General features: G+C 68.1%; 13 protein-coding genes. 6 read left to right on the top strand and 7 right to left on the bottom strand.

The genetic code is table 11. The annotated features are described in order from the left end of the window. Nucleotides 1–19: 19 nt before the first annotated feature. The 3 genes from AMK34_RS26730 to AMK34_RS26720 all read right to left on the bottom strand — a co-directional run bounded on the left by AMK34_RS26730 (nt 20) and on the right by AMK34_RS26720 (nt 2,836). A complete protein-coding gene (locus AMK34_RS26730; RefSeq protein WP_073847229.1) occupies nt 20–1,339 on the bottom strand; it encodes a sunset domain-containing protein in 1,320 nt (439 codons plus the stop codon). A 15-nt stretch (nt 1,340–1,354) separates the two neighbouring features. Next, on the bottom strand, nt 1,355–2,380 hold the full coding sequence (locus tag AMK34_RS26725; protein WP_038520027.1) for a polyprenyl synthetase family protein: 1,026 nt from the start codon (nt 2,378–2,380) through the stop codon (nt 1,355–1,357). Between the two features lie 150 nt (nt 2,381–2,530). After that, nucleotides 2,531–2,836, bottom strand: coding sequence for a DUF6204 family protein (locus AMK34_RS26720; protein WP_073847228.1), 306 nt, complete (start codon nt 2,834–2,836; stop codon nt 2,531–2,533). 180 nt (nt 2,837–3,016) lie between these two features. Between AMK34_RS26720 and AMK34_RS26715 the strand changes: the two genes are divergently transcribed. Both AMK34_RS26715 and AMK34_RS26710 read left to right on the top strand, forming a co-directional pair. Beyond that, nucleotides 3,017–3,676, top strand: a complete 660-nt coding sequence (locus tag AMK34_RS26715; protein WP_073847227.1) for a hypothetical protein — start codon at nt 3,017–3,019, stop codon at nt 3,674–3,676. A gap of 112 nt (nt 3,677–3,788) precedes the next feature. Continuing rightward, nucleotides 3,789–4,424 carry an SRPBCC family protein gene (locus AMK34_RS26710; protein ID WP_073847226.1) on the top strand — a complete coding sequence of 212 codons (636 nt, stop codon included), beginning with the start codon at nt 3,789–3,791 and terminating at the stop codon, nt 4,422–4,424. Here AMK34_RS26710 and AMK34_RS26705 read toward each other — a convergent pair. The 3 genes from AMK34_RS26705 to AMK34_RS26695 are packed head-to-tail and all read right to left on the bottom strand — an operon-like array spanning nt 4,400 to nt 7,499. Further along, nucleotides 4,400–5,140, bottom strand: a complete 741-nt coding sequence (locus AMK34_RS26705; RefSeq protein WP_073847225.1) for an HNH endonuclease — start codon at nt 5,138–5,140, stop codon at nt 4,400–4,402. The two genes, AMK34_RS26710 and AMK34_RS26705, sit on opposite strands and share 25 nt — an antisense overlap. After that, a complete protein-coding gene (locus AMK34_RS26700; RefSeq protein ID WP_038520041.1) occupies nt 5,137–6,324 on the bottom strand; it encodes an AAA family ATPase in 1,188 nt (395 codons plus the stop codon). The genes AMK34_RS26705 and AMK34_RS26700 overlap by 4 nt, the downstream gene beginning before the upstream one ends. A 26-nt stretch (nt 6,325–6,350) precedes the next feature. Further along, nucleotides 6,351–7,499 (bottom strand): hypothetical protein, encoded by a 1,149-nt coding sequence (locus tag AMK34_RS26695; RefSeq protein WP_241832869.1) that lies wholly within the window; start codon nt 7,497–7,499, stop codon nt 6,351–6,353. 299 nt (nt 7,500–7,798) lie between these two features. On the opposite strand from AMK34_RS26695, the gene AMK34_RS26690 reads away from it, so the two are divergent. Genes AMK34_RS26690 through AMK34_RS26675 form a run of 4 tightly spaced genes read left to right on the top strand, consistent with a single transcriptional unit; the run spans nt 7,799 to nt 10,886 of the window. Continuing rightward, on the top strand, nt 7,799–8,221 hold the full coding sequence (locus AMK34_RS26690; RefSeq protein ID WP_073847223.1) for a hypothetical protein: 423 nt from the start codon (nt 7,799–7,801) through the stop codon (nt 8,219–8,221). Next, nucleotides 8,221–8,832 carry a DUF3558 domain-containing protein gene (locus tag AMK34_RS26685; RefSeq protein WP_073847222.1) on the top strand — a complete coding sequence of 204 codons (612 nt, stop codon included), beginning with the start codon at nt 8,221–8,223 and terminating at the stop codon, nt 8,830–8,832. Before AMK34_RS26690 ends, AMK34_RS26685 begins: the two co-directional genes overlap by 1 nt. Continuing rightward, nucleotides 8,832–10,106 carry a PPE domain-containing protein gene (locus AMK34_RS26680; protein ID WP_073847221.1) on the top strand — a complete coding sequence of 425 codons (1,275 nt, stop codon included), beginning with the start codon at nt 8,832–8,834 and terminating at the stop codon, nt 10,104–10,106. Before AMK34_RS26685 ends, AMK34_RS26680 begins: the two co-directional genes overlap by 1 nt. A gap of 27 nt (nt 10,107–10,133) precedes the next feature. Continuing rightward, nucleotides 10,134–10,886: an ESX secretion-associated protein EspG gene (locus AMK34_RS26675; protein WP_073847220.1), complete on the top strand. Its 753-nt coding sequence runs from the start codon at nt 10,134–10,136 to the stop codon at nt 10,884–10,886. Here AMK34_RS26675 and AMK34_RS26670 read toward each other — a convergent pair. Beyond that, entirely contained in the window at nt 10,839–11,615 is a 777-nt protein-coding gene (locus tag AMK34_RS26670) for a helix-turn-helix domain-containing protein (RefSeq protein WP_073847594.1), read from the bottom strand. The two genes, AMK34_RS26675 and AMK34_RS26670, sit on opposite strands and share 48 nt — an antisense overlap. Between the last annotated feature and the right edge of the window lie 11 nt (nt 11,616–11,626).

Below are 11,626 nucleotides of genomic sequence, written 5' to 3'. Positions count from 1 at the left end.
AAAGGACCTTTCCTTGCACTCAGGTAAGGGGCCGGAAGCCCACTCGCTCCGCGTCGGCGGCGGTCCGGAACCAGACCTCCGCGACCATCTTCGGGAACTGCTGCGAGTCCTCGGTGCAGTACCGCAGGGCGGTCACGCTGGCCTTGACCGCGAAGTCGTCGGCCGGACGGCCACCACCCGGCCGCGGCATCGCCGAACCGGGACCGAACGGGCCTGGCGGAACGGACTCGGCCACCGGAGCGGAGACCTGCCGCGCGGGCGGAGGCTCCGGCGCCGGCATCGCGTCGCCCGGCTGGACGGCGGGCTCGAACAGCGAACCGCTCTGCCCACCGGACAGCTCCGGCTCACGGCGTTCGATCGCCCGCATCGACGGCTGGATCGGCTGAGGCGGCTCGAAACCGCCGCGGACCGCGCCCCGCGGCGTGCGCTTGGGCAGCACCTGGGTGGCTTCGGCGGGCGTCTCGGGCTCCGAGTCGAGGTGCCCGGCCTTCGCTTCTTCGTCCGACCCGAACGCGTACGCGGGCGGATCGTGCAGCTCCTCTTCCCGCTCGAACCAGTTGGTCTCGACGGGCGCCTGCTCCGTCTCCACGCGCGACGCGGGGCTGAACAGCGACACCGGCTCCGGCTGCGTCTCGACGCCTTCGGGGTCCAGCTGCATCTCCAGACGGGACCGGTACGGCCCTTCGCCCGGCAACGGCGGCTGGGGTTCCGGCTCGGGTTCCGGTTCCGGCTCGAGGTCCAGCTTCGACGCGGGCTGGAGATAGTCGGTCGCCGCGGCGACGTACGGGTTCTCCGGCTCGGGCTCAGGCTCGGGTTCCGGCTCCGGCAAGGCCGCCGGGATGTACTGCGTCCGCTCGGCCGAGGGCTCCGGCTCCGGGTCGGGTTCGAGCTCCGGTTCCGTCTGCTCCGCTGTGCGGTACTCGGCCTCGTACTCTTCTTCGGGCTCGAAGGTCTGCGTCGCGGTCGGGGAATGCTCCGGCTCCTCGGCAACGTCCTGAACAGGCTCCTCGGCAGGCTCGGTCCACTGCTGCGCGGGCTCCTGCTCGGTGAGCGTCTCGGGGTACGCGGGCTTCGGCTCCTCGACCGCCGCGAACTCCTCGTCCAGATCGTCGTGCGACGGCTTCGTGAGGTACGCGGTGCCGCCGGCGACGGCCGCGGCACCCGCGCCGAGGCTCACCCCGGCGGGCAGCCGGGACGTCTCGGCGTGCGCGGTGGCCAGCGAGCTTTCGAGCTCACGGATGCGCTTGCGCGCCGGGATCACCAGCACCAGCCAGGTGAGCAGCGCGCCGACGACGAACGCCAGCAGACTCCACAGCCAAACCTGTCCGAAAATGGACATCTAACCTGCCCTTTGTCAATGCGTTCGCGCGACCAGGTAGTCGGCGACCGATTCGCAGGCGTCCCGGGCGGGCGACGCGGGCAGCGCCGCGAGCTCGGCACGCGCCCGACGAGCGTAGTCGGAAAGAGTTTCGCGTGCGCGTTCGAGTCCGGACGAGGCCCGCAGCAGGCCGAGGGCCTCGGCGACGAGCTTGTCGTCGGAGATCGGGCCGGAGAGCAGCTCGACCAGGCGCGGGTCGGTGGCCGGGTCGGCCAGCGCGTACAGCATCGGAAGCGTGCGGACGCCTTCGCGCAGGTCCGTGCCCTGCGCCTTGCCGAGCTCGTCGGAAGCGGACGCGATGTCGATGACGTCGTCGGAGATCTGGAACGCCGTCCCGATGATGTCGCCGAAGCGGCGAAGCGCGTCGATGTAGTCGTCGGGCGCGCCGGACATCATCCCGCCGAACCGGCCGGAGGTGGCGATCAGCGAACCGGTCTTCTGCGCGATGACCGTGAGGTAGTGCTCGACGGCGTCGTCTCCGTCGGCCGGGCCGACCGTCTCGCGCATCTGACCGGTGACCAGCTCGCCGAAGGTCTCGGCGATGATCCGGGCCGCGTCGGTGCCGAGGTCGGCGACCAGCCGCGAGGCGTGCGCGAACAGGAAGTCGCCGGTCAGGATGGCGATGGTGTTGTCCCAGCGGGCGTTGACGCTCTCCGCGCCGCGGCGCATCGTCGCCTCGTCCATCACGTCGTCGTGGTACAGCGTCGCGAGGTGCACCAGCTCGACGGCCGCGGCGGCGGTGACCACCTGGTCGCCCTGCTTCGGCCCGAACTGCGAGGCCAGCAGCGTGAACAGCGGACGGAAGCGTTTGCCGCCCGCCTCCACCAGGTGCGAAGCGGCGTCCTCGACGGCCTTGACGTCACTGCGGACGACCTCGCGGAGCAGGGTCTCGACGTCGGCGAGACCGGTCGCGAGGGTGCGCAGGAGCTGCTCGTCGGCGATCTGGAGCCCCACGGACGCGCGCAGGTCCTCGATGGCACCACCTGGGGCAGGTGAAGACACAGACACGTCGGCTCCGCTCTCTTTGACACCGTTCGGGGTTGGTCCCAGCGTAGTGGCTACCCGCTGAGGCCTGTTGACGTGCTGTCCTGCGGAAACGGTGACGAAGATGACACCCCCGCCGAGTATCCCGGCCGCTCGGGCGCGAACGGGTCAGCGGCGGCGGATCTTGATGTCGTCCATGCACGTCGCCTTGCCCGCGACGTCGCGATACGGATAGCCCTTGGCGTCCAGCATTCCCATGACCTTCAGCTGGGCCTCGTCGAGCACGTCGCGTTCTTCTTCGCCTTGCAGCGTGATCCGGAAGGTGAACGCACCGAGGTGTGCGCTGTAGGTGAGCAGGCCGTCCTCGGTGAACCCGATCGCCTGATGGTCGCCCAACTCCGCGAGAAGCCGGGTACGGGTGTCGGCGTCGGGGTGGTCGAACTTGCCGTTGACGAGGACGCGGTAGGTCGGCATACGCACGAATATACAGACCTGTATCCGGATACGAATCCGAATATCCAACGGGTGCCCATGATCCACGGTCGAGTGAAACGACCGTCACGCGCGCAACGGGCGAATCCGACACGCAGATAGTGATGACAAAGGAAGAACGGCCAACCGGCTCGCTCTCCGTCACGTGAGGAGGACGTGGAAATGCGCATCACCATCGCAAGCCGGGCAGGCCTCGTCGGCGCACTGCTGCTGGCAGGTCTCGGCGCCGGAGTGTCTCCGGCCGCCGCGTCGAACCCGGCCGGAGTGGCTTCGCTCGGCTCCGCCGCCTTCACCAAGGGCACCTCGGCACCGATCTCCATCGCCTCGCTCGCCGACTGCGCGGTCGAGGGACCGACCAGCAACTCTTCCGGGGTCGTGACCAGGACCGGGATCACGTTCGGTGGCGGTACGACGACGTGCACGACCACCGTCGTCGACCCCGAAAACGACGTGACCACGACGAAGTCGGAAGCCAAGGGGCAGAACTTCGAGCTGTCGGCGCTGGTGTCGTCGAGCGGGCCACGGATCAAGATCAGGTCCTACTCGGTCAGCTGCACGGCGACCCAGACCAGCACGAACGCCAGCTGGACCTACGGCGGCGCGACCGGGCTCGGCACCCTGCCGTCGCCGGTGCCGGTCGGCTACGTCAAGCCGATCACCAAGTCCAACGGCACACTGCTCGCCGAAGCGATCTTCAACGAGCAGAACCTGCCGGGCGACGGCAGCATCGGGCTGACCATGCTGCGGATCAAGTTCGCCCCGGCCTCGAACATCACCGGCGAAGTGGTCATCGGGCGCACAGCCTGCTCCCCCACTCCGTAAGCCATCTCGCCGGGAAAGGGGCGTCCGGAACCTGCCGGGCGCCCCTTTTCCATTCTGGCTTATATAAGCCTCTGCTGATATCTTGGCGGCAGCCGAGCAGAGGAGGGCACCGATGGTCGACGTGACCAGCCAGATCGACTCCGTCCAGCGCAAACTGGGCAAGCGCGTGATCGAAGCGGGCGAGGCGGTGACGGCGACCGTCAGCCAGGTCTACGACACCGGCCTCGACGACCTTTGGGACGCCTGCACCAATCCCGAACGCATCCCGCGCTGGTTCCTGCCGATCAGCGGCGAACTGCGCGTCGGCGGCAAATACCAGCTCGAAGGCAACGCGGGTGGGACGGTCGAACGCTGCGACCCGCCGAAGAGCTTCGCCGCGACCTGGGAGTACGGCGGCGACGTCAGCTGGATCGAACTCCGGCTGAGCCCCGAAGCCGACGGGCGCACCCGCTTCGAACTCGACCACACCGCGGTGCCGAACGAGCACTGGAATCAGTTCGGGCCCGGCGCGGTAGGCATCGGCTGGGACATGATGCTGAACGGGCTCGCGCTCCACCTCGAATCCGGCGAAGCCGCCGATCCCGAAGCGGCCATGGCCTGGATGACCAGCGAAGAAGGCGTGCGGTTCATGACGCTGAGCAACGAGGCCTGGTACGAGGCCGACGTCGCCAACGGGACGGACGCGGCCACCGCCCGCACCCGCGCCGACGCCACCCTGGCCGCTTACACCGCGCCGCCGGAGAGCTGAAGATCTTCGGCGAGCTCCGGGGCGCGAAGCAGGTCGATGAGCTCGTCGTCCGCGCGGAACACGGCGCGGGCGCCCGGCATCCGCGCCTGGCGAAGCATCGCGTGGAGGACGTCGGCGTGCGGCTGGTCGAGCAGGGTCCAGACCATCGCGCGCCGTTTCGCCTCGTCCCCCAGTTCGCGCGCGGTCCACCAGGCGAGGACGAGCGCGCTCACCTGGTTGACCGCGGTTTCCCGCCCCCGCGCCAATTGCGCGCGGTTCAGCCCGCACACCTTGATGGTCTGTTCGCCCTTTTCGGTCAGGGCACGGTAGGTCCCGATCGATAGCACCAGGAACAGGTGCTCCAGCGGATCCTCGGCGGTCGGATCGACGAGCAGGCTGTTGCCGTCGTCGTCCACCGGGAACAAGTCGCGTTTGTGGTGGCTGTTGCAGTATTCGCAGGCGAGCACGTGATTGAGCCAGTCGAAGGCGCGTCCTGGATTCCTCGCGATCGGCTCGAAATGGTCCACAGTGGACCCAAGGCCGTCGCCGCAGTACATGCAGTAGCCGCGGCCGGCGGCCATGATGTCCAGCCCGGCCCGCAAAGAACGCCGCACGGCACGGGAAACCCGCCACAGTCGCCGGGCTTCTTTCGTGTCACCGGAAGGGATCCGCGCCGTCAGCTCTTCGAGATCGGCCACCACCTGCCCCGGCAGCGCGATCCGGCGGATCCCGATCACCGATCGTCGGCCTCGAACCGCCTGGCCACCTCGTCGACCCGGCTCGGCGGTGAACTGCTCAGCATGCCGCGCAGGCGTTCCCATTCCCGGACGCCGTTCGCGTCCGCCCGGCCGGAAGCCACCTGGAATTCGAGCTCGGCGAGATGCTCCCGCAGTTCGACCGCCTGCGGCGAATAGGGCGTGTCCAAGCCGAAAAGGTCGGACAGCACCGCGTCGTCCCCGGAGCCGAACACGACCCGCTCGTACAGCTCCTCGGAGACCACACGCGGCGGAACCTCTTCGTCGGGCCCGGAAAGCCGGATGAGCCCGCCCGGGTCGGCGGCCTGGCAGACGTAAGGGCTGTGCGTGGTGACGATGAACTGAATGCGCGGGAAATGCGCCTTGAACCACGGCCCCATGCGTTTCTGCCACGACACGTGGAGATGCGCGTCCACCTCGTCGATGATCACGACGCCGGGACTCTCGTGATCGAGGCCGGCGCCGTGGAGCTGTTTGAGCAGATCGACCACGAGCGCGGTCACCGTGCGGTAGCCGTCGCTCATCTCGCGCAGCGGGAACCGGTCGCCCCGGTACTCGACCCAGAGCCCGTCCGAATCGACGTCCCGGATCCGGTAACCACCCGGCAGGAGACCGTCCCCGAGGATCTCCAACGCCTTGTCCTTCAGCTCACGCGCGCCCGCTTTTCCTTCCAGGGCACGGAGATGCTGATTGATCAGCCACGTGACACCCTCGGCGAGGGAGGCGTCTTCGTGGAACAGGCTGGCCATCCGCGCCAGCGAACCCGCGCCGCGCATCCACGACTCGGCCTCGCCACTGCCGCCCGCGAGCCGCCGGAACGGTCCATACGCCGCGCAGAACGGCTGGCCGGGAGGAAGTCCGGAGATCGGCAGGAGACCGGAGTCGAGCCAGCGGACCTCGACCGGCGCCGGGCCCTCCTCGCGCATCACCGAAAGCTCGATCGACCCGGACGTCTGGTCCGTCGAGATCCAGCTGCCTGCGTCCGACAACAGGCCCCACGCGACGTCCGGCGCCGCCGCGACCGCGATGGCGCGCAACAACGACGTCTTGCCCGAGCCGTTGCGCCCGGCGAGGACCACCCAGCCGGGGCCGGGCAGCCGGAGGTCGACGGCGCGGGCGCCGCTGAAGCCGCGGATGTTCTCCAGCCGGACCCGCTCGATGTACATGGAGGAAGCTTACGACGGCGTGGACGTCACCTGGGCCCCCGAAAGTGGGTCGCCATCACGAAATCCATCACAGCGAGCGCCTTGCCGACGTCCAGATCCGAAACGACCTTCGAGCGGTCCCAGTCTTTGATGCCTCGCTCATGCTCGGGCACGATCCGCAGCCGGACATGCCCGCGGACGTCGATGTTCCCGAGCGGTGAGGCGTAAAGGGCGAATTCGCGGTCGTCCTGCGTACGGAACGTGACCCCAGGGCTCTCGCCGAACGTGATCAGCTGGTGGTCTTTGTAGGTCTTGTTCGGATCCGCGAGCCATTCCCCCGGCGCACCGCCGTTCGCGGTGGCCCCGGCCTCGATCTGCAACCGGTGTTTCGGCTCGACGAAGTAGCACGATCCCGGCGTGGCGATCGGCGCGAAGTCCGGGCCGAACGCCATCCGGACCGCGTCACGGAACACCGCGCATTCGACGTTCGGATCGGCGGCACCGGCGGCGATGACCGCCTCGGCCCCGGTCGGCACTTCGACCTCGACCGCCGGATCGCAGTTCTCACCCTCTTCAGTGGAGACCCAGTCGGCGCAGGCTCCGACCCGGGCACTGTCTTGACCGTCCGGCGGATAGACGAGGTCGCGAGGCAGTTTCGCGGCGCCCACGGTGGCGAAGTCACGGAGGAGCTCGCAATCCTTGCCCCGGCTGGCGCTGCCGATCTCGAACGTGATCGCGCGCTCGAAGCTCACCGGCACCGTGATCTCGCAACCATCGAGACCACCCATGCGCCGTGTTTCGGTCTGATAGCCCTTCACCCCGCCCAAGTCGATGACGGCACCGTCGACCCGATGGAGTACGAGGTGACTCGGGTCCATATCGCGGACCGAGATGAGGTCGTAGCCCCCGCGGAACAGCGAGCACTGCTTCCTGCCGTGCTTGACCTCCGCTTTCCTCTCGACCGGCCGGGTAACGTCTCCCCTTCTGCGGTCGTAGACGGCGAGGTCGATCAACTCGCAGAGATCCAGCGTCGCGAGCGCCGCATCGACGGCCTTCTCGTCACGATCCGCAGGACGCGGTTGTTTCGGCTGCCATTTCGGAAACTGCGGTGGCGGAGGGGGCGTATCCACGGATTCCGCACAAGCCGTCAGCAGGCCCAGGAGTACTGCGCCGAGAATCACTCTTCGAAACTTCATTACGCAGAGTATGCGAATTCGGCGCGTCTCCTACCAGGTAGAACCCTGTTTCCTGGGGATCATTCACACGATCGGTTTTCACGGATAGTCACTGAGTTGTCCTCGGCTATTCAGCAGGGAACGTGGCTTTATGCAGTCGGGCTCACCGGCCCGGGAACCCTGGTAATCTTCCCGGCGTCGGATTACGCAGGGTGCATCGGGGAGACGCGCCTTGTAGCCACGGGAGGGGCACATGACGACGGTGACTTCGGGACGGCTTCGGCCATTCAGCGGGGAACGGTTCGGCGCCGCGGGGGTGCATGGCCGTGCCTGAGGGATCGCCGGTCTACAAACCTGGCTTCGACCCGGGCTCTGTGTGCAAGGCCCCGCCCACCGGGGGCTCCTACGGGACGCCTGTCGCTGAAGGCGCGGGGTTCAAGTACGACGAGGCGACGCTGCATGAGCTGGTCAAAGAGTGGACCGACCTGGCCAAGGAGTACACGGATGACCGTTTCGATGCAGAGCTGATCGCCGTGGCCCAGCCTCCGGGCCTGGAGTATGCGAGCGGGGACAACGCCGAGATCACCAGGCAATCCGGCAGAGCTCTCATGGAAGCACTGGATCAGCGTGTTGCCTACTGCGAGAACATGGCCGCCAAGTACGTCGCCGCTCTCGGCAAGTACGCCTCAGAGGACGAACGAGCCGCCTCCGCCGTCAACCAACAGCCGAAGGGCATCCTCTGATGCGACGCACCACCATCATCCTCACCCTGACTGCCCTCACGCTTGTTGCCTGCTCCACCCCGCAAAACGGATCCCCCGAACCCACTAGGGCGGGAGTCAGTCCGAGCTCTTCTGCCCCGGCTGGCCCGCCTCCCGGTGTTCCCAAGGTCGAGCACCCGATCGATGTGACACGGTTCAAGCAGGACCCCTGCACCACTCTCGTAAAAAGCCAGGTCGAAGAGCTCCTCGGGCCGAAAACCGAGACCGCTCCTCGGGCGGGTTTGGCGGGACCCGCCTGCAGGTGGTCCATTCCTTCCACCACCAGGCCGCGGATCGACGTGATCTTCCCCGATCTTCCGGACAGCGGCACCGCTTCGTTCTATGCCGCCAAGGGCACGACCTATCAGCTCCTCGAACCACTCGAATCGATTGAGGGCTATCCGCTAACGGCCTACGGGGACAAAGACAAGCGCGCTGAAGGCGAGTGTTCGGTGGCTCTCGGAATCAGTGACACTCAAACGATCGGCATCCCAATGCTGCAGTCGTCGGCGAACATCGGCAAGAAGGACCCGTGCGACGCGGCCCGTGAAGCCGCGATCAGGGTGCTTGCGACCGTTCGAGGAGGCAACTGATGGCGGCAGGACCGCTCACCGCAGCCCAAATCTACGAAATGGTGACCACAGGCGAAGGCACCGATTCCCTGTCCAGGGCACAGGCGGGTGCCCTGAGTCTGGCCTCCCGACACTCAGAGCGCATTCAGCGGATCACCGCCCTCAGCCAGAAGACCGCCAGCGGCTGGCAGGGCGGCGCCAGCGATGCGGCTGTTGCCGCGACCAAGCCATTAGTCGAGGCGGCGACGGACGACGCTATGCACGTGTCGATCGCGCAGAACTCGATCATGAGTCAGATGGGCGCGTTCGGCACGGCCAAGAACTCGGTCAAACCGGTGCCGCCCGAGCAGCCCGCGCCGACGGCCGAGGACGTCAAGGCCGTCATGGGTGGCGGCCTGGTCGGCTACTGGAGCAGGGTTCAGGGGTACCAGGCCGACAGCCAGCACAACATCGACACCTTCGCGTCTTACCACTCCGCCAGTACCGCCAACGGCGACGAATTGCCTGCCCAGTACGCGCAGCTCACCGACCCGGGCGGCAGCGTCACCTTGGACGAGGGCGGCGCCGGGAAGCCCGCGGTGAAGGGGTTCGGCGACGGCTCCGACGGACGCGAGCACGGCGCAGGCGAGCCCTACCGAGGACCGAGCGGACCCAGTGGCCCCAGCGGTCCCAGCACGCCGAGTGGGCCCAGCGGGCCGAGCGCCCCAGCGCCCGACAGCGGCCCTCAGCCCGGCCAAGGGCCTCAGCCTGGCCAGTACCCGGGCCAGCATCAGCCCGGCGCGCAGCAGCCGGACGACGGGACCCGCGCGAATTCGTACACGCCGCCCCAGACCACGCCGGTCGTACCGCCGGCGGCGAACCTCGACTTCGGGCCGACCGGCAAGCCGAGCCCCACATACAACACGCCCGGCGCTTTCCCGCCCGGGTACGGACCCGGGACGAGCGGGCCCGGCGTCTACGGTCCCGGCGGCAGGCCGCCAGGTGCGACAGGCGGCCCCGGCGCGACAGGCAGGCCCGGCGGGACAGGGCAGCAGCCCGGCATGGGTGGCCGTAGCGGTGCCGGGATGCCCGGCGAGGGCGTGGCCGGCCGCGGCACGGCGGGGGCGGCAGGCGCCGCCGGTCGTGGTGGGGCGAACGGCATGCCGATGGGAGCGGGCGCTGGGCGCGGCGGGAAGGGCGAGGAGGACAAGGAGAAGAAGGCTCCGGCGTACCTTCAGAACCCGGATCCCGACGAGACCTTCGGCGGCTACATCGAAAAGCCGACCCCGCCGGTGATCGGCGAGAAGAAGAAGTAGCACCACAGTCCCAGGGGAGGGAGGCACGTGGTGCTCGCGCGCCCGGTCGAAATCACGCTCGACACACTGTTGACCGCGTTCCGTCACGCCGGATGCGGAGATCCGCATCTGATCTTCGCGGGCGGGCTGCGGTACATCCCGCCGTCGTCGCGAAACGGCGAAGACCGGGCGGCGTTCGAGGAACTCGGCGGGCTCGGGTTCACCGAAGGCAAACGGCTGACCAGCGACTTCGAGGACGTTCTGCACATACTCGACCGGCCGAACACCGAGTACTACGCGACGGTCCGCACGGAGACGGAGCAGTACAACGTGCTCGTCGCCGTGCGCGGGCGCGCCGCGGTGACGGCGATCTGCGAAGGAAACCGGGTGTGGCTGAAAGGCGTGCGGACCGCCGACCGCGCGGCCGCGCTCGTGATGAATCTGCCCGAGTACCCGCCCGCGCGATTCTCCCCGTTCTCCTTGCCCCAGGACGATTTCAACGGCGACGGCGGCAACGACCTCTACGACGAACCCGCGTCGCGAAGCCGGGAGGCTCGGCAACTGGACGAAGTGTTCGAGCAGCCCTATTTCGGTGTCGGGTTCTTCGCCGCGGCCATGCGTCCTGACGGGGGAAGACGCACGGAGGCCACGGACGACCTGACCTATCTCGACCTCGACGCCGGCCGGGTGGCCATGCACGTGAGCGGTTCTCCCCGGAACCGGTACATCACCGTCCTCCCCGGCGAACCCACGTTACTGGCGCAAAAGCTCGCCGCGCTGCGGGCGAGCCTCGACCACTGACTCGATCAGGCGCACCGACCGGGCGGGATCCAGCGCGACAGCGTCCACAGTGGACTGGACATAGGGTGCGACATCACAGCGCCGGTGCAGGAACAGCCCGGTTCCCCGGTGTTTCAAGTGGACCAGCGGCCGCGCGGGACCGAATTCCAGCAGAACGTAGTCGCCGCCGGGATACGCTCCGGCGGCGAAGGGGATGACCCGGAGTTCGACGGTGGGCCGTTCGGCCACCTCGATGAGATGCTGGAGCTGGTTCGTCATCACTCTCGGCCCACCGACCTGGCGGCGCAGCACCGCTTCGTCGAGGTAAGCGGCAAGTCTCTTCTGGCCCAGCACCGCGAAAGAAGAGTTCGTAGCCCTCGCGTAGGCAGGTGTTCGGAGCGGCTCGGGAACCAGCGTGGTCCCGAAAGCGACGATCTTGGTGGCCTCCTTTCCATACTGTGCAAGCGTTTCCCGCTGGACGGCCAAGTCGGCGAACCACCAGGGCCCGTTGTCGCGAGCCAGCGAGAGCAGCGTCTCCCGACGCTCCCCCGTGACTTGATAGACGGCGAGCAGCGCCGAAACTTCCTCGGCGGACGCCGCACGCAGGCCGGTTTCGATCCGGCTGATCGTCGACTGGGACCACGCCAGCTTGTCGGCCACTTCGGTCGCGGCCAGCCTGGCGGCCTTCCGGGCGACACGAAGTGCCTCGGCGAGCGCTCTCGCCTGGGGTGTGGGCTTCGACTTCGGCATCGCGAGCACCT

Source organism: Amycolatopsis sp. CB00013 (assembly GCF_001905755.1).
In the GTDB taxonomy this organism is placed as follows: Bacteria; Actinomycetota; Actinomycetes; order Mycobacteriales; family Pseudonocardiaceae; genus Amycolatopsis; species Amycolatopsis japonica.
This window is presented reverse-complemented; position numbering and strand designations above follow the sequence as displayed.

Bases quoted from the DNA above. Each gene is read 5' to 3' on its own strand.
- AMK34_RS26730 (WP_073847229.1), bottom strand. From the start codon at position 1,339: ATGTCCATTTTCGGACAGGTTTGGCTGTGGAGTCTGCTGGCGTTCGTC.
- AMK34_RS26720 (WP_073847228.1), bottom strand. From the start codon at position 2,836: ATGCCGACCTACCGCGTCCTCGTCAACGGCAAGTTCGACCACCCCGAC.
- AMK34_RS26715 (WP_073847227.1), top strand. From the start codon at position 3,017: ATGCGCATCACCATCGCAAGCCGGGCAGGCCTCGTCGGCGCACTGCTG.
- AMK34_RS26710 (WP_073847226.1), top strand. From the start codon at position 3,789: ATGGTCGACGTGACCAGCCAGATCGACTCCGTCCAGCGCAAACTGGGC.
- AMK34_RS26700 (WP_038520041.1), bottom strand. From the start codon at position 6,324: ATGTACATCGAGCGGGTCCGGCTGGAGAACATCCGCGGCTTCAGCGGC.
- AMK34_RS26695 (WP_241832869.1), bottom strand. From the start codon at position 7,499: ATGAAGTTTCGAAGAGTGATTCTCGGCGCAGTACTCCTGGGCCTGCTG.
- AMK34_RS26690 (WP_073847223.1), top strand. From the start codon at position 7,799: ATGGCCGTGCCTGAGGGATCGCCGGTCTACAAACCTGGCTTCGACCCG.
- AMK34_RS26685 (WP_073847222.1), top strand. From the start codon at position 8,221: ATGCGACGCACCACCATCATCCTCACCCTGACTGCCCTCACGCTTGTT.
- AMK34_RS26680 (WP_073847221.1), top strand. From the start codon at position 8,832: ATGGCGGCAGGACCGCTCACCGCAGCCCAAATCTACGAAATGGTGACC.
- AMK34_RS26670 (WP_073847594.1), bottom strand. From the start codon at position 11,615: ATGCCGAAGTCGAAGCCCACACCCCAGGCGAGAGCGCTCGCCGAGGCA.